At 31.9% G+C, this 22,766-nt stretch carries 23 protein-coding genes and 2 pseudogenes; 12 read left to right on the top strand and 13 right to left on the bottom strand.

Features of this window, described 5'->3' with window-relative positions:
• Nucleotide 1: 1 nt before the first annotated feature.
• Both ACI5KZ_RS08865 and ACI5KZ_RS08860 read left to right on the top strand, forming a co-directional pair.
• Nucleotides 2-313 carry a 2TM domain-containing protein gene (locus tag ACI5KZ_RS08865; protein WP_406847450.1) on the top strand — a complete coding sequence of 104 codons (312 nt, stop codon included), beginning with the start codon at nucleotides 2-4 and terminating at the stop codon, nucleotides 311-313.
• Between the two features lie 29 nt (nucleotides 314-342).
• The gene (locus tag ACI5KZ_RS08860) at nucleotides 343-1,107 is read left to right on the top strand and encodes a LytTR family DNA-binding domain-containing protein (protein ID WP_109308905.1); all 765 of its coding nucleotides are present in this window, start codon (nucleotides 343-345) and stop codon (nucleotides 1,105-1,107) included.
• 1 nt (nucleotide 1,108) lies between these two features.
• Here the strand turns inward: ACI5KZ_RS08860 and ACI5KZ_RS08855 are convergent, their stop codons facing one another.
• Nucleotides 1,109-2,284, bottom strand: coding sequence for an LETM1-related biofilm-associated protein (locus tag ACI5KZ_RS08855; RefSeq protein WP_109308904.1), 1,176 nt, complete (start codon nucleotides 2,282-2,284; stop codon nucleotides 1,109-1,111).
• 123 nt (nucleotides 2,285-2,407) lie between these two features.
• Nucleotides 2,408-2,941, bottom strand: a complete 534-nt coding sequence (locus ACI5KZ_RS08850) for a hypothetical protein (RefSeq protein ID WP_406847449.1) — start codon at nucleotides 2,939-2,941, stop codon at nucleotides 2,408-2,410.
• A 396-nt stretch (nucleotides 2,942-3,337) separates the two neighbouring features.
• Between ACI5KZ_RS08850 and ACI5KZ_RS08845 the strand changes: the two are divergent.
• Nucleotides 3,338-4,585, top strand: a pseudogene (locus ACI5KZ_RS08845) (DUF4331 family protein).
• A gap of 92 nt (nucleotides 4,586-4,677) precedes the next feature.
• A complete protein-coding gene (locus tag ACI5KZ_RS08840) occupies nucleotides 4,678-5,973 on the top strand; it encodes a tetratricopeptide repeat protein (RefSeq protein WP_406847448.1) in 1,296 nt (431 codons plus the stop codon).
• A gap of 280 nt (nucleotides 5,974-6,253) precedes the next feature.
• Here the strand turns inward: ACI5KZ_RS08840 and ACI5KZ_RS08835 are convergent, their stop codons facing one another.
• From ACI5KZ_RS08835 to ACI5KZ_RS08805, 7 genes and pseudogenes are all read right to left on the bottom strand, one after another.
• Entirely contained in the window at nucleotides 6,254-6,856 is a 603-nt protein-coding gene (locus ACI5KZ_RS08835) for a short chain dehydrogenase (protein ID WP_109309117.1), read from the bottom strand.
• Between the two features lie 11 nt (nucleotides 6,857-6,867).
• Complete coding sequence (locus ACI5KZ_RS08830; protein WP_406847447.1) at nucleotides 6,868-7,137, bottom strand: hypothetical protein; 270 nt, start codon at nucleotides 7,135-7,137, stop codon at nucleotides 6,868-6,870.
• A gap of 48 nt (nucleotides 7,138-7,185) precedes the next feature.
• A complete protein-coding gene (locus tag ACI5KZ_RS08825; protein ID WP_109309116.1) occupies nucleotides 7,186-7,488 on the bottom strand; it encodes a helix-turn-helix transcriptional regulator in 303 nt (100 codons plus the stop codon).
• A 333-nt stretch (nucleotides 7,489-7,821) separates the two neighbouring features.
• Nucleotides 7,822-8,019 (bottom strand): annotated as a pseudogene (locus tag ACI5KZ_RS08820) (DUF6794 domain-containing protein); the annotation flags it as partial.
• A gap of 78 nt (nucleotides 8,020-8,097) precedes the next feature.
• The gene (locus ACI5KZ_RS08815) at nucleotides 8,098-8,847 is read right to left on the bottom strand and encodes a DJ-1/PfpI family protein (RefSeq protein WP_406847446.1); all 750 of its coding nucleotides are present in this window, start codon (nucleotides 8,845-8,847) and stop codon (nucleotides 8,098-8,100) included.
• A 103-nt stretch (nucleotides 8,848-8,950) separates the two neighbouring features.
• Complete coding sequence (locus ACI5KZ_RS08810) at nucleotides 8,951-9,760, bottom strand: anti-sigma factor domain-containing protein (protein ID WP_406847445.1); 810 nt, start codon at nucleotides 9,758-9,760, stop codon at nucleotides 8,951-8,953.
• Between the two features lies 1 nt (nucleotide 9,761).
• Nucleotides 9,762-10,292 (bottom strand): RNA polymerase sigma factor, encoded by a 531-nt coding sequence (locus ACI5KZ_RS08805; RefSeq protein ID WP_109308897.1) that lies wholly within the window; start codon nucleotides 10,290-10,292, stop codon nucleotides 9,762-9,764.
• A 245-nt stretch (nucleotides 10,293-10,537) separates the two neighbouring features.
• Here ACI5KZ_RS08805 and ACI5KZ_RS08800 point away from each other — a divergent pair, with 245 nt between their 5' ends.
• Nucleotides 10,538-12,766, top strand: coding sequence for a TonB-dependent receptor (locus tag ACI5KZ_RS08800; RefSeq protein WP_406847444.1), 2,229 nt, complete (start codon nucleotides 10,538-10,540; stop codon nucleotides 12,764-12,766).
• A 386-nt stretch (nucleotides 12,767-13,152) separates the two neighbouring features.
• Here ACI5KZ_RS08800 and ACI5KZ_RS08795 read toward each other — a convergent pair whose 3' ends face one another.
• The 4 genes from ACI5KZ_RS08795 to ACI5KZ_RS08780 form a co-directional block, all read right to left on the bottom strand.
• Complete coding sequence (locus ACI5KZ_RS08795) at nucleotides 13,153-13,569, bottom strand: DUF6090 family protein (RefSeq protein WP_406847443.1); 417 nt, start codon at nucleotides 13,567-13,569, stop codon at nucleotides 13,153-13,155.
• 17 nt (nucleotides 13,570-13,586) lie between these two features.
• The gene (locus ACI5KZ_RS08790; RefSeq protein WP_406847442.1) at nucleotides 13,587-14,354 is read right to left on the bottom strand and encodes a DUF6090 family protein; all 768 of its coding nucleotides are present in this window, start codon (nucleotides 14,352-14,354) and stop codon (nucleotides 13,587-13,589) included.
• Nucleotides 14,355-14,374: 20 nt separating this feature from the next.
• Complete coding sequence (locus ACI5KZ_RS08785) at nucleotides 14,375-15,109, bottom strand: DUF6090 family protein (RefSeq protein ID WP_406847441.1); 735 nt, start codon at nucleotides 15,107-15,109, stop codon at nucleotides 14,375-14,377.
• Between the two features lie 226 nt (nucleotides 15,110-15,335).
• Nucleotides 15,336-15,929 (bottom strand): superoxide dismutase family protein, encoded by a 594-nt coding sequence (locus ACI5KZ_RS08780; protein ID WP_109308892.1) that lies wholly within the window; start codon nucleotides 15,927-15,929, stop codon nucleotides 15,336-15,338.
• A gap of 135 nt (nucleotides 15,930-16,064) precedes the next feature.
• Here ACI5KZ_RS08780 and hemN point away from each other — a divergent pair, with 135 nt between their 5' ends.
• The 7 genes from hemN (at nucleotide 16,065) to ACI5KZ_RS08745 (ending at nucleotide 22,765) form a co-directional block, all read left to right on the top strand.
• Entirely contained in the window at nucleotides 16,065-17,429 is a 1,365-nt protein-coding gene (gene hemN, locus ACI5KZ_RS08775; RefSeq protein ID WP_109308891.1) for an oxygen-independent coproporphyrinogen III oxidase, read from the top strand.
• A 21-nt stretch (nucleotides 17,430-17,450) separates the two neighbouring features.
• On the top strand, nucleotides 17,451-18,284 hold the full coding sequence (locus tag ACI5KZ_RS08770; RefSeq protein WP_406847440.1) for a universal stress protein: 834 nt from the start codon (nucleotides 17,451-17,453) through the stop codon (nucleotides 18,282-18,284).
• A gap of 161 nt (nucleotides 18,285-18,445) precedes the next feature.
• Nucleotides 18,446-18,952, top strand: a complete 507-nt coding sequence (locus ACI5KZ_RS08765) for a c-type cytochrome (protein WP_109308889.1) — start codon at nucleotides 18,446-18,448, stop codon at nucleotides 18,950-18,952.
• A 6-nt stretch (nucleotides 18,953-18,958) separates the two neighbouring features.
• Nucleotides 18,959-19,540: a fasciclin domain-containing protein gene (locus ACI5KZ_RS08760; RefSeq protein ID WP_109308888.1), complete on the top strand. Its 582-nt coding sequence runs from the start codon at nucleotides 18,959-18,961 to the stop codon at nucleotides 19,538-19,540.
• Between the two features lie 24 nt (nucleotides 19,541-19,564).
• Nucleotides 19,565-21,526 (top strand): Sec-dependent nitrous-oxide reductase, encoded by a 1,962-nt coding sequence (nosZ, locus tag ACI5KZ_RS08755; protein ID WP_109308887.1) that lies wholly within the window; start codon nucleotides 19,565-19,567, stop codon nucleotides 21,524-21,526.
• Between the two features lie 144 nt (nucleotides 21,527-21,670).
• Nucleotides 21,671-22,291, top strand: coding sequence for a hypothetical protein (locus tag ACI5KZ_RS08750; protein WP_109308886.1), 621 nt, complete (start codon nucleotides 21,671-21,673; stop codon nucleotides 22,289-22,291).
• A gap of 33 nt (nucleotides 22,292-22,324) precedes the next feature.
• The gene (locus tag ACI5KZ_RS08745) at nucleotides 22,325-22,765 is read left to right on the top strand and encodes a nitrous oxide reductase accessory protein NosL (RefSeq protein ID WP_406847439.1); all 441 of its coding nucleotides are present in this window, start codon (nucleotides 22,325-22,327) and stop codon (nucleotides 22,763-22,765) included.
• Nucleotide 22,766 lies beyond the last annotated feature (1 nt).

The following is a 22,766-nucleotide window of genomic DNA, read 5'->3' as shown; positions in this document are numbered from 1 at the left end:
TATGGAACGAGATTTTTCTGAACTAGAACGTTTAGAACGTGCTAGAAAACGGGTGAAAAAAATTAAAGGATTTTACTCCCACTTATTGGTTTATATTGTAATTAACATCATGATTGTTATTATAAACATTCAAGATCTAAATCCTGGTGAAAGTTATTTTCAGTATAAAAATTTCTTTACTTTGTTTTTCTGGGGAATTGGCTTAGCTGTACATGGGCTAAGTGTGTTTTTACCAGATTTTTTATTGGGAAATAACTGGGAAGAGCGTAAAATAAAAGAGTTAATGAATAAAGATAAAAAACACTGGAAGTAAACTTTTCTAATTGCTATAAATATACACACATGAAAGTCATTATTATTGAAGATGAAAAACCTTCAGCAAGACGTTTACAGAGAATGCTAGATAAAATGGGGGTTCAGGCAGAAACCATGTTGCATTCTGTTGAAGAATCTGTAACGTGGTTCCAGGAAAATGAACATCCAGATTTGATATTTTTAGATATTCAGTTGAGCGACGGACTTTCTTTTGAGATTTTCGATCTGGTTGAGGTAAAATCTTCTATTATTTTTACAACAGCTTATGATGAGTACGCACTTCAAGCATTTAAATTAAATAGTGTCGATTATCTATTAAAACCTATAGATGCTGAAGAAATGGAGCAAGCTCTAAATAAGTTTAACTCTAACCATAAATCTAATCAGCCCATAACTTTAAATTTCGACGATATAAAAAAACTATTAATAAACCCCATTGAGAGAGAAGAAAAAGAATATAAAAAACGCTTTTCAATAAAAGTAGGGCAGCATCTAAAACTCATTTCCATTGAAAACATTGAATGTATTTATAGCGAAAATAAAGGCACCTATTTATACACAAACGATGGTAGGAGTTATTTAATAGATATAACTTTAGAACAGTTAGAAAGTGAGTTGAACCCGGATTTGTTCTTTAGAGTCAATAGAACTTTTTATGTTCATATTAACGCTATAAAAGACATGATAAGTTATACAAACTCGCGTTTGCAAATAAAACTACATACCTATAACGAGCAAGAAGTTATTGTTGCCAGAGAACGTGTTAAAGACTTTAAAGCTTGGTTAGAGTAATTTAATCTTCAATTCTATTGTCATCAAAGGAAGAAGGAAGTAATTTTGGTATAAATTTAATAACCAAAGGCAAAAGTAAAGCGCCTCCAGGTAGTAAAAAAATGGCCAAACTAGGTATGGATTTAAAAATATCTAATAATTGCCCTTGTACTTTTTTTTGCTCTTCGTCATTTAAATCTCGAACGGTCGATTTTGTTAGCAAAACCATTAATTCTTTACTCTCCAATAGCTCTTTTTGAAGCCTCTTACTATTCCTAGAAATTAATTTGGTAACCATTTTACTCGAGTTTGAATAAAAGGTTTTTACAATGTTCTGAGAGCTTAATAAGGCGATTTTATCTTTATTATTGTTGTAAAATATTTCAATAAAAAGTAGGGAGTTATCAATGCGTTCCTGTTCTAAATTTAGATTTTCACCAAGTTTTAAAAGCAGCGATTTTTCATTTTTATCAATTTTTAGATCTCCCCAAGTTGCCATACTGGCAATATCCATAATATAATATTTCTCCAAATCGGTGTTTACAAACTCTAAAGCCTCTTGAAATGTAAGTGTTTTATGAGATTTATATCTTACAGATTGCTCCACTAATTTTATTAAACTATTGTCATATTCGGTTTTTATTGTTTTAGAATTTAAAACCTCGCTAACAATGGCTTCAATAGCAGATTCTAGGTGTTGTATATGCTTTTCAGATATTTCTTGAGTTTGCAAAAATGCCTTATAAGCTAATATGTCTGTAAAAAGTAACGCATTAGTTATAAAATAATTAAAGCTTCTATCAATTAAATTATCGTCAATTTGTATGCGTTTATGAATTATTTTTTCTAATAAAGATTCTGTTTTTTTTCCTCCTAAAATTTCAGAAAAGATAGAAGTTGAATAGGCATTTATTTCAATGTAAAAATTAATAACACTCTCAACAAAATCAACCTGAGTCGTTTTGTTTTCTTGAAAAATATATTTTAAAGCAAGTAAAAAGTTGACTTTACAAATTTCTTCTTCGGTAAATTCAGAATAGTCAAGATATTCTTTTACAACCTTAACATTACTTCCATATATAAAACCACTCTCTCTTAAAGAATCATAAAACGATTGATTATCTGTATGATTCCAGATAGAGGTTGTCTCTAACTCTTTGAGTAATTTTTTTATCCAGCCACTTGCTGATGGATTCATGATTAAAATATTTCTTGGCTGTAAAGATATATTTTAAATCGAAAATCAACTAAAACTTTTAGGTGTAAAAAATATTTAAAACAACTTCTGTAAATTTTTGGTATATAAACTGGAAGTGAAGCCTTATTCTGTGTTTGCAGTCAATTTTCTTCTCCAATATATAATATAGATGGTTCCAATAACGGAAGGTAAAATCCAAGCTATTAAATTTCCTATTCCTAATCCTGCAACAATAAATGCAGTTATGGAAGCAATGAGAGCACCAATCATTTTTCGAACATGATTAATTAGCCAGTTGTTTGTTGGGTTAGAGAGGTTTTTGTAAAAAATAAAATCCATAACTGTTAAGAAAAGACCAAAACCACCAAAAAGAATAAAAAGTATATGGACATAATGACCATTAAATAAACCATAAACACCTAATACAATCATAAAAGATGAAAGAATTAACATGGTTCCTGAAGTTATTTTATCGATAGCATTAGCGTGTTTCTTTTTTCTAGACTTAAAAGTTATCATCCTATTTCCTGAGACTACCAGGTATATAGTAAAGATTCCAATAAGAAATAGAAATAGATTTTTATGATTGGGTAACCAAGAAATTGGTATAGAGATTAAAGAACTAATAATCATCCCAACCGAAAATAATTTCCCCAACCTTTTATGAAGCAGATTTCCTTTTTTTACAGTGATACTTCCCAATCCACAATTAACCCTAATCCACCAAAGAAGGCATGTATGTAAATAAATATTCTAAGAGTCTCTTCCATGGTTATTAATTTAAAGGTTTAAACCAAAATACGGGTTTAAGCTTGGGTTTAAGAAATTTATACTACTGAAATGTTGTTTATTTAAGTTGAATTGAATTATTATTTATTAAAATATTTCTCAGAAAACATGATTTAAGTCGCTGACAAACAAATGAATATCTTATGGATTGTTGTGTTTTTAGATGTTTGAATCGGTTTTTAAAAAAAAATATAAAACCGGCCTTTCCTTTTTTTCGTAGGTATGGATGAGAGACAATTATTAATTAACAAAAAACTCACTATTATGAAAAAAATGAAAGTATTATTAGGAATCGGTGCAATTGCAGTTGCCGGTTTCTTTATGGTAGCAGCAGATCATATAGATGCTCCTGCAGTACAAGGTGGTACAAGCGATATCACAGATTTTTATGCCTTCCAAGGGCAGAACACAAACAATGTGGTATTTGTAGCAAATGTTCAAGGATTATTAAGTCCTTCGGCTACAGCAGATGCCAGCTTCGATGAAAACGTTATGATTGAATTTAACATTGACACAACTGGAGACAATGTTGAAGATTTAGTGATACAAGCTATTCCACGAGATGGGAAGATGTATTTCTTTGGACCAACAACTCCTGGAAGTGTAGGTCTAAACAGTTCTGTTGAAACTTCTGCACCACAATCTATGGTCGAAGTAACACCTTATGGTTCTAATGCGATTGTAAAAGAGAGTAATGGACTGAAAATTTTTGCAGGTCCTCGTGACGATCCTTTCTTTATGGATTTTGCGCAATATGGCGAAATACTTGCTGGAAATGCCACCGGATTTAATAACCCTGGCTCAGATACTTTTGCTGGAACAAACGTAATGTCAATTGTAGTAGAAGTACCAAAAGTGATGTTAGGAGGTTCTGGAACCGTAAATACGTGGGTAGAATCTAAAAGAAAACAATAAAAATCTTAAAAAAACACTAGAATTATGAAAACTATATTAAATATAAAAAACATCGTTGCAGTCCTTTTGATCTCTGGATTAGCTTTTAATTGTTCAAACGATGATGATATGAACGATGTAATGCCAATGCAATCAAGTCCTGATTTTTCTGGAACGTACATGCAACAAGATCAAATGGGAAGACCAGCTGTAAATACTGTTTTTGTGTCACCTTCAAGTAAAGATATGTTTAACGTAACAACACCTTCGCAACAAGGTGATGCTTTTCAAAGCATGTTTCAAACAAATTTAATGGCTTTAAGCCCAGCTTATGCTAATCCTGGAGATGCCAATGCCTTAGGATTAGATGCAGCAACCTTTACAGGTTTATTAGCAACAGATGTCTTAAACCTGTCTTTAGATGGAACAACAACGTTTTACGATGGCACCAATGTCTTAACAGGTCGTGCTTTAGCAGACGATGTGATTACAGTAGAATTACTCCTAATTTTTGGAGGTGAAGATTTCTCTGAAAATCCTCAGCTATCTAACGATAACGTAGATGCAAACGACAAACCTTTTTCTGCCTCATTCCCTTACTTAGCTTCGGCTTGGTAATATTATCATTACCATTAGAGTATGGTTGCCATGCTCTAATGGTTTTAATAAAGCCAAAATCAAAAAAAACAACAACAAAAAACAACAACAAGATGAACACGTATAACAAATTCCTTCCAATGGTTTTATTACTTCTGTTTTTAACAAGTTGTCATACAAACCAAAATAAAATTACAGATGTAGAAGATTACAATCTATATCTGAATACAAAAGAAAATATAACGAAGCAAAAAGCCACTGAGGAACTAAATTTTTGGGAAGAAAAGCTAGAAAAAGAACCGAGTCAGTATCCATATTTGGCTAAAATTGCTTCGGCACAATCTCAAATGTTCCATGTTACTGGAGATATCGATTATCTAATTCAAGCTGAAGAAAGCTTGATTCAAGCAAACAAACGTACTAATTATGAGCAATCAGGTTATTTACGAGCTTTAGCAAGAAATTATATTTCGCAACATAAATTTAAAGAATCTTTAGAGCTATTAAAGAAAGCAGAAACTCATGGAGAGAATCTAAAAGGAACTCAAAAAATGCTTTTTGATGTGTACTTAGAACTAGGAGATTACGAATTGGCAAAAACATACCTCTATAAAATTAAGGATGTTTCAGATTTCGATTATTTAATTCGTTTATCAAAATGGAGCGATCATCAAGGAGATTTGCAGTCTGCCATAAAGTATATGGAACAAGCACTGGCAATTTCTGAAGCCTCAAATGTAGCAGGTTTCAAACAGTGGACGTATACCAATATTGCTGATTTTTATGGTCATGATGGACAAATTGATGCATCTTATCAATATTATTTAAAAGCTTTAGCATTACATCCAGACAATGCTTATGCTAAAAAAGGCATTGCTTGGATTGTATATTCTTACGAAAAAAATCCAGACGAAGCACTTCGTATATTAAATAGTATTTCTGAAAATCATCAATCACCAGATTATTATTTGTTTAAAGCTGAAATTGCTGAATATCAGAACAATTTTGAAGCCAAAGATGAAAACCTGAATGCTTATTTTAAAGCAGTTGCAAACACGAAATATGGCAATATGTATAATAAATACAATGTTATTTTATATGCCGAAGAATTACAAAAACTTGATGAGGCTTTGCGAATAGCCCATACCGAAATTAAAAACAGACCAACGCCACAGTCATACGATCTGTTGGCATGGACTTATTACAATAAAGGAAATTATGCAAATGCTTTAGTCATTGCCGAAGAACATGTTGCAGAGAAAACCTTTGAACCAGAGGCCTTATTTCATTTAGCTAAAATTTATAAAGCTAATGGGAAACTAGTTAAAGCAGAAGCTTTAAAGAAAGACTTATTAGAAAGCACTTTTGAGCTTGGACCACTTATGGAAAGAGATATACAAAAAATATAATATTAAAAATTGAAGTAGTCGTAACCAACGAAAAACCTGTTTTTTTAATATAAAAAATAAAATTGAGGGATTTGGTAGTGTTTTTTGTTGGTTTTTTGGGAAGCGTCAAGTTTATTTAAACTTGGCGCTTTTTGTTTTATACGTTTAGATATAAAGTTAGCAATTAAAACCCAAATAGAAACGAGGGTAGTGGGCTGGTGTATGTAACATCTGTGAAGACCTTCGTAAGTAAGCTAGAACTAACAATTAATTTTATACGTTGTAGGCAACTGGCTTTTTGTTAGTCGTAAATTCTAATTATTTCGCCATTTCCTTTTCCGTTTACACTTCTCACATATCCGTTAATTACTTTTTTCATAGGTATCGGATTGTGTCCTGGAAAATAATCTTTGTACTTTTCGTAAGCATCTTCAACCATTCCCGAAGAAACCACATTTACTCTAATTCCGTTTTCAATTTCAAGTGCAACCGCTTTTACAAAGCTATGTATTCCGCCATTTACCATAGAGGCACTTGTTGTTTTTACAACTGGGTCGTCTGCCAAAATTCCTGTTGATAAAGTAATCGAACCATTTGGATTTAAGTAATTCTGTCCAATGCGTACAAGGTTGACTTGCCCCATTAATTTACTTTTTAATCCAATATAGTAATCATCTTCAGTAAGTTCATTAAAATCTGCCCACTTGGCTTCACCTGCGATACAAATTATAGCATCCACTTTACCAATATTCTCAAACATGGATTTTATGGAATTACTATCTGCAATATCAACAGTTACGTTTCCATTGCTTCTTCCAGCTATTAAAATTTCGTTCTTTTCTTTAAAGTGTGAAACAACAGTTTTTCCTATTGTTCCGTTTCCTCCAATAATTAAAATTTTCATTGTTATCATTTTTAAGTTAAACATTGAGTTTTGTTACATTTCTCGTTTGTATTTCTTGACTTATATATCGTTAAAGTTGCAATGACACTCCAAAGTAAATTGGTTACAAATGGTGGAATTGCATTATAGAAATAACAGTTTACAGCTATTAAAAGTCCTCCAAACAAATTTAAATACTTACCATAGTCTAAATATTTTTTATTTTCTATAAGTGTTAATGCATAGGCAATAATTATGAAGCCTGAACCTGACCAACCTAAAATGTCAATTAATAATTCCATAGTTTGTTATATAGCGAAATATCGATATGTAATAGTAATTTTTTTTTTTTATGATAGAAAATCCTTAAACTGTTTAATTGTCTTTTCGTTCCTTTTTAAATATGACCATTTTCCGTGTCTTGTAGAAATTAAAAGTCCGCACTTTTCCATATTAGTTAGATAGGTCGAAATGGTCGATTGTGATAACCCTGCTTTTTCTTGTATATATGTAACGCAAACACCATCATCGAAATGTTTTAATGTCTCGTGTGGTGGGAAATGTTTCTCTGGTTCTTTTAGCCATTCCATAATCTGAAACCTAATTTGGTTCGATAAACACTTTCCTATTTCTGTTGCTCTTTTCAAATTCATACTACAAACATATCTATAAATCTCGATATATAAAAATGAATTCTTATTTTTTTCAATTATCTCTGCAATTAATTTAACATCTTTACCTGAAGCATTGCCATTATCCCAATACTTCCAAGTATATCCTGAACCTAAAACCATTCTGCCTTTATTGAAATTTGAAAGATAGATTTCTTCTTCTTCTTCTTCTTCTTTTTGAAACAGGTCTTCCGGGTTTTTATAATTATACCATTTGTTAAGTGAGTCTGAACTTATTTTTGAAATTTTCCAATATTGCTTATAATATTTCTTTTGTTCTTTGAAATTAATTAGTTTATTGTTCAGTTTACGATGATATGTGGTTAAAATAATTCCACTCATATCATCAGGATGTCTAATACCATTTAATCTAAAATACGTTTTTATAGGTCCACTTTTCCAGAGATTTTTCCCATTTCGGATGTTTAAACCTAATCCAAAGTGATGTTTTGAAGTAGCTACGTTTTCTGGGGCAATTTTAAAATTATACTTAACGATAGTGGACTGATGCATATAATATCTGCGAAGACTTTTGTAAATAGGCTAACTAGCAATGGATTAAGTACGTTGTTGCACTAAGAACTATTATTTTCACCAATTTTGAAGTCGGTCAAGATATAAATAACTTTCCACGAATTTTTTATGTTCAGAACTTGTCATTTTCTCCAATAAATTCAATGCTGAAATGTAACTTGCCAAATTTCCATTTGATGAACTAAATTTTCCGTCCTCAACAAAAGTCACCAAACTATCATTTTGAACTATTAAATTGGGATAGTCTTTTTGTAATTGTTCTCCACCACCAATCCAAGTTACGATTTTATGTCCATCTGCAATTCCAGATTTTCCTATTAATTGAGCCCCAGCACAATTACTCACAACATATTTAGTTTCTTTATTTTTTTCTTTTATAAAGTTTACAATTTTTTTATTGTGTATTTGTGCATACATATCATAAGCACTTGGCACAAAAAGAGCAGTCAATTTTGGACAATTTTTGAATGTAAAATCAGGCAAAATGTTGATTCCTTCTTCAGTTGTGATTGGTTTTTCAGTTTCTGCAATTGTGATGACATTAAAAATTTGTTTTCCTTTTTCGTTTGGTTTTGCGAAAACATCAGAAGTTGCAATTACTTCGCTTTGTAAAACTCCGTTATACATCAAAAGTCCGATTGTTGGCAATTCCGATTTGAATGGTTTTAAGTGCTTCGTTAGAGTATCCGATTCTATTTCCGTTTGAATTAAATTCTCTTTTCCAAAATTGTTTTTTGATTTTTCAGAGTTGCAACCAATCAGAATAGTTGCGAAAATTATTGCTGTTAAAACTCTAAGTTTTGTCATTTAGAACTATTTTTTCGTATTGTGGGAAACTAGTTTTACACACACTAATATATTAATTATCTATTAATGTTTATGAATAGTAAGTAAATAGAAGATAAAAAATTTAAGAAGCCTGTTCAACAGCACCAAGTGTATAAAGTTGCTCAAGTGTTGGAGATTCGCTTCCACCTGCTGGTTCTAAAGTAATTCCAAAGGCTTCAGTGGCATTGGCATTTTCTATAGTAAAGAGTTTGTTGTCGTCTGTACTAAAATCATCTATAGTACCTAAACTTGTAGGCGTTAACGGATTCAATGTTAAAGACCAAACTTGATACACTTTTCCTTGTGGTGGTTCTGGTAAACCTTGTACGTCTAAAACAACTGTATTGGTTTTTTTATCCCAATAGGCTTTAGCATAAGAGTCTGGAGATACAGCTTGTCCAGCTAGTGGCACAGCAATAATATCTTTGTCTCTTAAGAAGGTGATTAATTGTTTGGTTTCGGTTAATTCATTACTGTATTTTTCAAGTGTAACTTCCAATAATTCCTTATCAGTTTCAACGGTTTGTATTTGGTCTTTTAAGTTGTTATTTTGGTTTACAAACCACATTAGTCCAAGTCCAATAACAAGTGTTGCTGCCCAACCTACATAACTAAACCAATTTGTTCCTGGTTTGTGTAGTGGTCTTACTGGTGTGTCATTAGTATTGGTAATTCCTAGTTTTTCTTTTACAGCTTTAAACAGATGTTTGGTGTCTGTTGGAGACACAGCTGCAGTTAATGTTACAATGGCAGATTCTATTTTTAGAACTTCGTCAAGTAATTCTGGATGTTTTAATAAAAGCGCATAGATTTCCTGATTTTCTTTTTCAGAAAGTATTCCTGCAACATACAGTTCTAAAATTCCAGATTCTATGTATTCTTTAATATCCATATTATACTTCAAGCATCAACCTTAACTCGTTGATACAATTTCTATTTCTTGTTTTAATAGTTCCAATGGGCATTTCTAATGTTTCTGAAGCTTCTTTTTGTGTAAAACCTTTAAAATATAAAAGCTCAATAACTTCTACACACTTCTTTTTTAACTTCCCAACAAACTTCTTAATACCAATGGCATCCGTTTTGTCGTCCAAATTGTCATGGTCCTGTATAATATCTACGAAATAATCTGCGTTGAGGTTTTTACCTGAGTTTTTAAAGCTTTTAGAACGTATTTTATCAATGGCTGCATTTCGTGAAATGTTTATTAGCCATGTAAAAAATCGTCCTTTTTTTGAAGAATAGCTGTCTGCACTATGCCAAGCTTTAATAAAAACTTCTTGCATCACATCTTGTGCTATATCATGATCTCTAACAATATTATAAATAACACCTAGCATGCTTTCGCTATACATGTTGTATAAGGTTTCGAAAGCCTTTTCATCTTTATCTTGAAATTTAGAAACTAGTTGTTCTAATTGCATACATTGTTTTATAGAGTTCTAAAATACTAATTAAATACTAAGGAGTAATAAGTAACAGGCTTTTATTTGTAAAATTTATTTTTTTAAAACCGACTCGCACTTTTTTTCGTAGGTAATAGTAAGAACACCTAAGACTATAATTTTAACAGTGTTTAAAAGTTAAAAAGCTGTTAATGATAAAAAGGTCTTGATTAGGTCGTCTTATTTTTACCAGTTAATCCATTATCAACCAAAAACTTTCAAATATGAAGCAGATTTTTACTTTTTTTAGTCTTTTAATAATTTTTAACCTCAATGCCCAAAACATAAAAGGGGTTGTCACAGATAAAAATCTACAACCTCTTGAAGGTGTCTACATTTACAATACCAACTCTTCCAGTCATGCACATACGATAGCAAATGGGTCTTTTGTTTTAGAAAATAATAAGGTTGGAGATACTTTAACCATAGGTTTATTGGGTTATAGCAAATTATTAATGGTTTTAGATGAGAATCATTTTAACAAAGGCGTTACAGTAGCTTTAAAAAGTAAAACCATTTTATTGGATGAGTTGGTGATTACTGAACAAATAGATGCCTTAAACAGTATCTCGAAAATTGATTTAGAAACCAATCCTGTAAACTCATCTCAAGAAATATTACGAAAAGTTCCTGGTTTGATTATTGGACAACATGCAGGAGGAGGGAAGGCTGAACAAATTTTCCTTCGAGGATTCGATATTGATCACGGAACAGATATCAGTCTGTCTGTAGATGGCATGCCAGTAAACATGGTGTCTCATGCGCATGGACAAGGTTATAGTGATTTACACTTTTTAATTCCTGAAACTATTAATAATATCAACTTTGGTAAAGGACCTTATTATGCCAATAAAGGCGATTTTAATACGGCTGGTTATGTAGATTTTAATACCAAAGAAGATATTGGTTCTAGTGAAATAAACTTTAGTTACGGACAATTTAACTCTTTAAGAACGCTTGGTATGTTCGATTTATTAGGAAATACACCAAATCAAAATGCTTATGTGGCTTTCGAATATATTCAATTTGATGGACCTTACCAATCTCCTCAAAATTTCAATCGTATCAATCTTTTTGGAAAATATACCACGTATTTAAAGGGGAATGATAGATTATCGGTTTCCTTATCACATTTTAAAAGTCGTTGGGATGCTTCAGGGCAAATTCCACAAAGAGCTATAGATTCGGGCTTGATAGATCGTTGGGGTTCTATAGACGATACCGAAGGAGGAAACACGTCTAGAACCAATGTAAACATTGAATACAATACACTTTTATCTGAAGATTTACAGTTTAAATCCAATGTGTTTTATTCGCAATATAATTTTGAATTGTATTCCAACTTCACCTTCTTTTTAGAAGACCCAATAAATGGCGACCAGATAAAACAGAAAGAAGCTAGAGATATTTTTGGTTTTAATGCAGAATTTACACGTGATTCAAAATTAGGATCTGCCGATGCTACTTATACAGGTGGTTTTGGAATGCGTTACGATTTTGTAAACGATGTAGAATTATCTCATACTTTAAATAGAAATGAAACATTAAATTATTTGTCTTTAGGTGATGTTAATGAAACCAATATGTTTGCTTATATCAATGCTGAAATTGATTTTGGGAAGTTTATTATTGCCCCAGCTTTACGTTTAGATTATTTTAAATTTATGTATAACGATGCGTTGGTAAGCGATTACGAAACCTTATCTGAAAACAAAACCATTGTAAATCCAAAAGTAAACGTCTTCTTTAATCAAAATGAAAACTTGCAATGGTTCTTAAAAACTGGTATTGGTTTTCACTCTAACGACACTAGAGTAGTAGTACAACAACAAGGCGAAGATATTTTGCCAAGAGCTTATGGAGCCGATTTTGGTGCTATTTGGAAACCCTTTCCAAAAGTGGTTTTTAATACAGCTTTATGGTACTTATTCTTAGAACAAGAGTTTGTATATGTTGGAGACGCAGGAATTGTAGAACCTAGTGGAAAATCTAGACGCTATGGATTGGATTTAGGATTTAGATATCAAATAGCAGATTGGTTATATTTCGATACAGATGCCACTTTTACAGATGCTAGAAGTGTCGATGAACCATCAGGTGAAGATTATATCCCTTTAGCACCAGATTTTACGCTTACAGGAGGCTTATCGGTTAATAATTTAAAAGGTTTCTCTGGAGGAATTCGCTATCGTTATATAGATGATAGACCTGCAAACGAAGACAACTCTATAGTTGCAGATGGTTATTTTGTGACCGATTTAAATTTAAGTTACGAGTTTACTAACAATTTAGTTTTTGGGATTGCTATTGAAAACCTTTTAGATACTGAATGGAATGAAACACAATTTGCAACAGAATCTAGATTACAAAACGAATTAGAGCCAGTTGAAGAAATACATTTTACACCTGGAACGCCTTTCTTTTTAAAAGCGAATGTTAGTTATAGGTTTTAATGGCCTATTAATTTAGGTTATTGTTTCATGTAAACAAGTACTAAACTAGTGGTTATGCCTGCCTGTTGGCAGGCTTTGGCTATTCTATTTTCGTATTTATTTTTTCTATTAATACTTGAGCATTTTTTTTGAAATCTCTTAAATGCCTTAGATAACTTTGAAAATATAATAAATAAAAGGAGTTCGCTCTATTCATATAATCGTCTGATGTAAGAACATAGTTTAATAAGTCATCATTTTTTACGTAATTAATATAGTCTTTGAACCAAGTTTTGTTATTCTTAAAGTAGAAAAAATCGTCGTTATAATTGTTTCCTACTTCCTTAAGTGCAACGCTGATTATGGTATTGGAATACCCATAAAAATTACTAATATCGATAGAAAGACTATCTAGGTGAGAATTGAAAACAAGCGCTATTATCTTCTAATAATTTTACGCCACGCGTGTTTAAAGTTATATCTGGGAAACCAAGTATAATAAAACTGCAAAACTCACAATTTAGATACTCTTCTTTAGTGATATCACCATTAATAATTCTTTTAAGAATACTATCTCTTCGTACACTGCCGTTTAAAACTTTATCAATATTTTCAATATCAGTTACAAGGTCTGTTTTTATGATGGAATACACACTCTTCATGGAATCATTAAGTTTTCGGGCTTCATTCCAATTATTTATTTGAAGGGCAATTAAAATACCAATAACAACAAGAATTATTTCGCCAATAGCATATTTAAGGTATTTACCTGTTTTATTTTTCTCCATAAGGTCGTAGCGAATTTTTTGAAAGAATTTTATCATGGGTTTATGGTCAGACTTTAGTTGTTTTTCATTTCTGATTCTATCATGTCAATAATAGATTCAATATTCTCTATCACTTCATTTAAATTATGAATGGTGTTTTTTTCAGATATATCTTTCCATTTATGGGCAGCTTCTAATCCAAGAATTATTTGAGGTAGGTTCTGTTCAATGTTCAAATAAGCTTTTAATTCTGGCTTATTATGTAATCTATTAACAAGGGTTGATGCACCACGAACTAGTCCTAGATTCATTAAAAGATCGGATTTGCCACCATCATTATCTGCCACAATCTTTAAGGTAGCTTCCTGCATACGTAATAAGTCAATTAATTTACTGCGTATTTCTAAAGGGAAAAGAATTAATTCGCCACTACTTCTAAGAGATTCTATGGTGCTTGAATTGAAATCAATAGTACTAGAAAGAATGTTTAAGGCCATCAATTCATTATAAACCTCCATGGGTTTTAATTCCGTATTATTAAAATGTTCTAGATAATTATTGTAAGCCTGTCTATCTATTTGTAACCTATTTATAATATTATTTGAAAATTGAATATCCTTATGTAAATCCTCTAATAATTGTAGATAATACTTTTGTCTGGTGTCGTTTAGTTTTTCGTTTTCTTTATAATTATTAAGTTGAAGAGCTATTAGAATACCAATTACCACCAGGATTATTTCGCCAATAGCATATTTTAGGTATTTACCTGTTTTGCCTGCCTGTCCGGAAGGCAAGTTTTTCTCCATAAGGTTGTAGCGTATTTTTCTAAAGAATTTTATCATGGATTAATGCTAAATGTTCATTATTTGCTTTTATCAATCTCATTATTTATAAGGTTAAGTAATTGTTCGTTTTTTTCATTTAGTATTCGGAATTTTTTGACTTCCCATTTTCGCATTCCTTCAGTGAGTGTTAACCAAGAATTGTAATAAGTGTTTTTAACTAACAAATTATAATCAACTGGTTTCATTTTATCCCAAAAACGTAAACTTGTAAAAAGTTCAAACTGTCTTTCTTTAGCTAAATTAAAATTCTCCAAACTCAATTCCTGCAGTTCAAATTGATATCCAACATGTTTATCGTAATAGTCTCCTAGCATCACTCTTAAGCTATCATTTTCAATTAGGTCTGGCCCTTTTATCTTCAAAGTTTCGTAAGGGCTTGAAGTGTGAGCAAACCTTGTAGTATTTAAAGCATTTGCAAAATGAAAATCCAGGGAATCATTGTAAGGTAATTGGTTAGAAAGATGTTCTAACAAAATTGAAATAGAGTTTGCTGTAGAAGCGTGTTCACCAATATTTGATTTTATATCTTCTTTATCACTAATTAATGCCGACTTCAATTCTGTTAATAGTTTGATTTCTTCAGTTTTTAATTTGGTTTTTTCATTCCAATTATTAATTTGAAGGGCAATCAAGATTCCAATAACTACTAGAATTATTTCGCCAATAGCATATTTAAAGTACCTGCCTGCCGACAAGGCAGGCTTGCCTGTTTTCGTGCCAGCCGAAGCTTTAGCAGAGATTGGGTTTTCCATTAGTAAGTTTTGTCTAATTTTTCTAAAGAATTTTATCATATTCATTTCCTGAGAAATCGGGAATCTTAATGGTTGGTTTCTCTAAAGATATGACAATAAATTAAATAGGAGGCTTTATGATGAAGGCTTACTTTTATTAGGTGTAAAATCAAGAGAAAATAGCAACAACTTTAAACAAAAAAATGCTGCCAATAGGCAGCATTTTTTAAATCTATATTTTTAAATCTTATTCTAAACTTATTATACCACCACAACTTACACGTCCACCAGCATCACCAGTTGGTTGCGAAATAAAATCGTCTACACCTTGGTGTACTATAATCGCTTTTCCTAAAATATCTTTATTAGCGTCTCCACAACCTATACACCATTGGTCTGTGCTAAATGTAATAGTTGCATTTCCATTTTCATCTGCTTCCATGTTTCCAATATCGCCTTTATGGTAACCTTTAGCGTCTCCCCATTTTCCATGAGGCTCGTTAGTAGGATTCCAGTGTCCACCAGTAGATTTTCCATCTGGAGAAGAACAGTCAGACTTTTCATGCAGATGAATAGCATGAGTTCCAGGAGTTAGACCATCAAAAACGGCAACCATAGTAACTTTTCCTTCAGTTTCAGTAAATATAGCACTTCCGTTTACGTTACTATCGCTTTTAGGTTCTAGCTTAATCTTTATTTTTTTTACTTCTTCGTTTACAGTTTCAACCACTTTTTCTTCAGTAGCTGTTACTTCTGTTTCAGTGCTTTCTTTTTTGTCATTTTTACAGCTTATTGCAAATGTTAAAGTTAGCAATAGCGCAAATATTATCGATTTTTTCATTTTGAAATATTATTTAATGTTTACTCAAAGTTACATAAATATTAGAAGGATTTAAAATTTTAAACCTGCTAATATGATAAAAGTCATATTTTAAAAAGTGTCTTAAATATACATTTGTATCTGAATAACTTCGTAATGAAAAAGTCGTTAGTAAATAAATACAATGTTGCTGGACCACGATACACCAGTTATCCAACAGTTCCTTATTGGGATATTAATACGTTTTCATCTAAAAAATGGAAAACGTCGTTAGTAAAATCGTTTAATGAGACTAATAAAACTGAAGGTCTAAGTCTGTATTTGCATTTGCCTTTTTGCGAAAGCTTATGCACTTTTTGTGGTTGTAATAAACGAATTACTAAACGGCATGAAGTTGAATCTCCATATATAACAGCTGTTCTTAAAGAATGGGATTTGTATTGTAATTTATTTGATTCGAAACCAAATATTAAAGAAATTCATTTGGGAGGTGGTACACCAACCTTTTTTTCGACAGCTAACTTAAAACGCCTAATAGATGGTTTATTAAAAAGAGCCACTTTAGCTGAAGGCTACGAATTTAGTTTTGAAGGGCATCCAAACAATACCACCAAAGATCATTTACAAACGCTTTACAATCTAGGTTTTAGACGGGTTAGTTTTGGAGTTCAAGATTATAATAAAACGGTACAGATAGCTATTCACAGAATTCAGCCTTTCGAAAATGTTAAACGCGTTACAGAGGAAGCTAGAGAAATTGGATATACATCTGTTAGTCATGATATTATTTTCGGATTACCATTTCAAACTATTGAACACGTAGAAGAGACCATAAGAAAGACTAAAGAACTTATGCCAGATCGTTTGGCATTCTATAGTTATGCGCATGTACCATGGATAAAAGGAAATGGACAAAGAGGTTTTAAAGATGAAGATTTGCCATCTCCTGAAACCAAAAGAAGACAATACGAATTAGGCAAAGAGTTATTAGCCAAAGCTGGTTTTGTTGAAATTGGCATGGACCATTTTGCCTTAAAAACAGATGCTCTTTATAAATCTATAAAACAGCATAAATTGCATAGAAATTTTATGGGTTATACAGCATCTAAAACACAGGTTATGATTGGTTTAGGCGTCTCTTCCATAAGCGATAGCTGGTATGGTTTTGCACAAAACGTAAAAGGATTAGAAGAATACTATCATTTAATAAACGAAAATATTATACCTGTTTATAGAGGTCATATTTTATACGAAATAGACTTGATAATAAGAAAACATATATTAAATCTTATGTGTCAGTTTAAAACATCTTGGGATACAGATGAATCATATTTCAAAGAACTTCCAGAAGTACTTGTAAAACTTCAAGAAATGGAAGCTGATGGTTTGTTAAAAATAAATTTAAACAACATAGAGGTTACAGAAAAAGGAAAACCATATGTACGAAACATTTGCATGGCATTCGATTTATTATTGCAAGAAAAAATGCCAGAAACTCAATTGTTTTCTATGACTATTTAAAGAAAAATACAACCAAATACAATGAAAAAAATAATTGTACCTGTCGACTTCTCAGAATTTTCTGAGTATGCTTTAGAAGCAGCATCTTTTTTGGCAAGAAAAAACAATGCTGAGATTCTAGCATTGCACATGTTGGAAATATCTACAGCTGTAATTAATAAAGCAGATAATATTAAACAATTGGAATCTCTTTTCTTTTTAAAATTGGCAGAAAAAAAATTCAAAGAATTTTTAAATAAAGACTATTTAAAAGACATAAAAGTGACTCCTATTGTTAAGCATTTTAAAGTGTTTAGCGAAGTCAATGAAGTTGCTAAAGAAAATCAAGCAGATTTAATAGTTATGGGGTCCCAAGGCGCAAGTGGTATTAAAGAAGTTCTTGTAGGCTCTAATACAGAGAAAGTAGTAAGGCATTCTGACATTCCAGTGTTGGTTATTAAACATAACCCAATATTAATGGAGTTTGAAAATATGGTTTTTGCTTGCGATTTTACAGAAGAAGCTGTACAGCAATATCTAAGAGCCAAAGAAATGGCTAAAAAATTAGATTCAAAAATGCATTTGGTTTATGTAAATATGCCAGGCACCAAATTTAGAAGTTCTGCAGAAATAGAAAAACAAGTAGCAACATTTTTAAGAAAAGCCGATGGTGGAATTGAAAAAATGAACGAAGTTAATTACGTAAATGATTATAGCATTGAAGAAGGTATCTTAAATTTTTCAAATATTATTGGTGCAGACGTTATTGCTGTAGCCACCCATGGTAGAAAAGGTGTTGCTCATTTTTTTGAAGGTAGTATCTCTGAAGATATTGCTAATCATTCTACTTTACCAGTCATGACCTTTAAAATTTAAATAAGATTTTTAGTTAGTAACTTTAACAGAGTTTAAAAGAGTTGAACAATTGTTCAACTCTTTTTTTTATAAAAAAGACCAAATTATCTTAAATATGATTTATATCATATTTTATTCTAAATCTAGCCCTTAAATTTGTCTTAATAAATTAAATATATACCATGAAGTTAACACTAAAAATTATTACCGTTTTATTTATTTCACTACTTGTAAGTTGTGGAGGAAAAGAAGAGAAAAAAGAAGAAACATTTTCTTACCAAAAAAAGGAGGCAACAGAGAAAAAAGAGGCCCCTAAAGTAGAAAAAACAGTTAAAGCATCTGAGAAGATCGACTTAACTAATAAGGGAGTTGGCCCAATTAAATCAGTAGACTTATCTGCAGATATAGATCAGTCTATGGCTACTAAAGGAGAAGATGTATTTAAAAAAATGTGTACAGCTTGTCATAGAACCGACAAAAAATTTATCGGTCCAGCTCCAACTGGCATTCTAGAACGTAGAACTCCAGAATGGGTTATGAACATGATTCTAAATCCAGAAGAAATGACAAAATCAGATCCTCTAGCCAAAGAATTGTTAATGGAATTTAATGGTTCGCCAATGGCAAATCAGAATTTAACAGAAGCAGAAGCTAGAGCTGTATTAGAATATTTTAGAACACTTAAATAATTTAATATGAAAACTACTAACCTAAAATTTTTAGTCACGATAATTCTAGTTGTCTTGTTTTTTAGCTGCAAAAATGAAGCTAATACAACAGGTCAATCAGAAGAATCAACAAAAGTGGCATCAACAGAAGCACCTGAAAGACAAGGGCAAGCATTTATCCAAGACGATGAAGCTACACCAAATGTTTTGCAAATAGCAATAGGTTCACCAGACCATACAACACTTGTTGCAGCAGTGCAAGCGGCTCAGTTAGAAAATGTATTAGTTAATGCTGGTCCATTAATGGTATTTGCACCAACAAACGAAGCGTTTGCAGCTTTGCCAGATGGTACAGTTGAAGGCCTTCTAAAACCAGAAAACAAAGATGCTTTAGCAAATATCTTGAAGTATCATGTAACGCCTGGAAACTATTCTAAAGACTTTCTAAAAAAGTTTAAAAAATTAGGGCAAGCCAATAATGAATATGTTGCAGTAGAAGTAAAAGGTGACGACGTGTATATTGGAGGTGCAAAAATAATTGCAAGTGTTCCAGCAGGAAATGGAATTGTACATGTGGTAGATAAAGTTATGTTACCACCAACAGAATAAACACAAATTAAAAATATTATAACAATGAAAAACATTTATAAATTAACAATAGGTTTTTTAATTACGGTTGTAGCTTTTACAAGCTGTGGCGACCAAAAATCTAGCAAAACGGGTGGAGCTTTAAAATCGAGTAATGCAGAGAAAGTATATGTTGCACCAGGAGAACATGATTCACATTACGCTTTCATTTCTGGTGGATATAGTGGAAACCTAACGGTTTACGGTTTGCCATCTGGACGAATGTTTAAAGAGATTCCAGTATTCTCACAATTTCCAACAAATGGTTATGGGTATTCTGAAGAAACTAAACCATTGCTAGAAACTTCTTATGGTTTTATTCCTTGGGATGATTCTCATCATCCAGACATTTCTCAAACTAATGGTAAATTAGATGGCCGTTGGGTTTTTATTAATGGAAACAACACACCACGTATTGCAAGAATTAGTCTTGAAACCTTTGAAACCGAAGAAATTATTGAAGTTCCGAATAGTGCCGGAAACCATAGTTCATCTTTTATAACTGAAAATACTGAATATGTAGTTGCTGGAACACGTTTTTCTGTGCCAGTGCCACAAAGAGATATGTCAATTAAAGATTATAAAGGAAACTTTAAAGGGGCTTTGTCTTTTATATCAGTAGATCCAGAGCATGGCCATATGGATATTAAATTCCAAGTGTTAATGCCAGGATTTAATTACGATTTGTCACATCCTGGACGTGGAAAATCTCATGGTTGGTTCTTTTTTACAACATATAATACAGAAGAAGCAAATACATTGCTAGAAGTAAATGCATCACAAAACGACAAAGATTTTATTGCAGCCATAAACTGGAAGAAAATTGAAGAATATGTAAATAATGGTGGTGGTACCATGATGCCAGCAAATTATGCTCATAATGTTTATGATGAAGCAACTCATACAGCAACTTCTACTATGAAGAAAGAAGTACGTGTGGTTAATCCAGCTGAAGTTCCTGGAGCTGTTTACTTATTACCAACTCCAAAATCACCTCATGGTTGTGATGTGGATCCTTCAGGAGAGTACATTGTAGGTAATGGTAAATTATCTGCTAACCTAACTGTGCATTCATTTTCTAAAATGTTAGATGCCATCGAAAACAAAAAATTTGATGGCGATGCTTATGGTATTCCAATTTTAAAATTCGAAGACGTGCTTGCAGGTTCTGTAGAACAACCAGGTTTAGGACCTTTACATACAGAATTTGATGGTCAAGGAAACGCTTATACTACGTTCTTTATCTCTTCTGAAGTTGTAAAATGGAAATTAGGAACATGGGAAGTTATTGATAGAAAACCAACGTATTACTCTGTGGGTCATTTAACTATTCCTGGAGGAAACTCAAGAGAGCCATTTGGTAAATATATGTTCGCTATGAATAAAATTACAAAAGATCGCTATTTACCAGTTGGTCCAGAGATGGAGCATTCTGCACAACTATATGATATTTCTGGAGATAAAATGGAATTACTTTTAGATTTCCCTACACATGGCGAACCACATTATGCAGCAGCAATTCCAGCAGAAATCATTAAAAATAATTCGAAAAAAATCTATAGACTAGCTGAAAATGAGCACCCAAGAAAAGCAACTAACGATGCTGAAGCAAAAATAGTTAGAGATGGTAAAAATGTGCATGTTTACATGACCATGATACGTAGTCACTTTTCACCAGATAATATAGAAGGTGTTAAAGTAGGAGACAAAGTATTCTTCCATGTTACTAATTTAGAGCAAGATTTCGATGTACCTCACGGTTTCGCTATGATTGGTGCAAATAACGCTGAGCTGTTAATAGCTCCAGGTCAAACTAGAACCTTAACATGGGAGCCAAAACAAGTTGGTGTTTGGCCATTCTATTGTACAGATTTCTGTTCGGCACTTCACCAAGAAATGCAAGGATATATTCGTGTATCTCCAGCAGACTCTAACATAGAGCTATCATGGTCTTTAGGTGAAGATTAAATTTTATCATTAACCATATTATACAATTAGGAAAATTTTGTTTTAGTGTTTATTTTCCTATATAAGGCGAGAGTAGATTTGTCTCTCTCGCCTTTCTTTTAAATCACTATTAACTAAATGGTTAACTAAATAATAATTCATATTATGAAAAAGGCTGGAATTATAATGGTAATCGGATCACTTTTGTTACTTGGGCTTTTTAAATTCCCTTTATGGAACATTATGCTTGGTGCTCCACAATATCCAGAACCATTAGGAATGAACATTTACTTGGATGGTATTCAAGGTGTCGAAGAATTTGATCTTCAAAATATTGATGGTTTAAATCATTATATAGGCATGAAAACCATTCCGAAAGCAGAAGATATGTGGGAGTTTTCAGTTTTTCCTAAAGTCATTCTTGGAATGAGCCTACTAGGAGTTCTTATTGGTTTATTAGGATTTGCAGGTAAAGTAAGTTATAAATTCTTTATTGGATGGTTTGTGCTAATGTCTGTTTTAGGCTTATTAGGCATGTACGATTTTAATAATTGGCTCACTGAATATGGAAGTGATTTAGATCCACATGCTATTTTAAAATTAAACAATCCAGATGGGACACCAATGTCTTACAAACCCCCTTTATTTGGACACCAAAAACTATTGAATTTTGATGTGACATCTTTGCCACATATAGGTGGTTACTTGATGTTTGTTGGTATGTCTTTAACTCTTGTAGCTTTTTGGTTAGGTAGAAAATTTAGCTTAATAAAGGCAAAAGAGTAAGCTTATTAATTTCTTAAATAAAACACTAAAATTATGCAAAGATTAAAACAATATTCCTTTGTGGTCATGCTATTGATGCTTGCTAGTTGTAACGTAGGGCCACAAGCTATAGATTATGGAAACGATGGGTGTCATTTTTGTAAAATGACCATAGTAGATAAAGTACATGCTGCCGAAATAGTAACAAATAAAGGTAAAATTTACAAGTTTGATGCTTCAGAATGTATGATAAACTTTAAAAAAGAATTCGATGACTCTGAAATAAAACTATATCTAACAAACATATATACAGAACCAGAAACACTTGTAGACGCTACCAAAGCTACTTTTTTAATTAGTAAAAATGTTCCAAGTCCTATGGGAGCTTTTTTAACAGCTTTTAAAACAAAAAATGATGCTGAAATGGTTCAAGCTGATAAAGAAGGAACACTTTATACATGGAACGAATTATTGATTCATTTTAAAGAACAATAAC

This window comes from Xanthomarina sp. GH4-25, assembly GCF_045363175.1.
In the GTDB taxonomy this organism is placed as follows: domain Bacteria; phylum Bacteroidota; class Bacteroidia; order Flavobacteriales; family Flavobacteriaceae; genus Xanthomarina.
This window is presented reverse-complemented; position numbering and strand designations above follow the sequence as displayed.